This window comes from Escherichia sp. AM3, from assembly GCF_032029835.1.
Classification (GTDB): Bacteria; Pseudomonadota; Gammaproteobacteria; order Enterobacterales; family Enterobacteriaceae; genus Escherichia; species Escherichia coli.
Window position 1 is genome coordinate 1 of record NZ_JAVUPQ010000669.1, and the last position, 366, is coordinate 366.

The 366-nt window shown below is 51.1% G+C and carries 1 protein-coding gene; it reads right to left on the reverse strand.

Annotated features, from left to right (window positions below; translation table 11 throughout):
* Positions 1-366 (reverse strand): sugar-binding domain-containing protein (locus RTW80_RS27795; protein ID WP_312721339.1); only part of this gene is annotated, 366 nt, incomplete at both ends.

Genomic DNA, 366 nt, shown 5'->3' on the forward strand with positions numbered 1-366 from the left:
CTCATATTCGTTTCAACCATTGCGCCGTGAATATCAAAAAAGCGCGAGCAAATATCGCCAGCAACCTGGCGGGCATTCAGGTCGTCACTCTCTTCACCACCATAAAACGCATGCCAGTTAGCGCCGTCGCGAATGGCCGGTGAGCCAATTCCCACCAGGGCGACATCCAGATTATCCCAGTAGGCAGAGATGGTTTTAAAGTGCTGAGACTGCATGATCCCATTACGAATTAATGGGTTATCCAGCAGAGCCGGAAAATCCGCGAGATGCGATTCCCCTTTCAGCTTCGCTGCCGCGCTGTAGGTTAATGTGTTTACATGATAGCGGCTTTCGAGTTTACCGGACGGTCCGCCAATAATTGGTACG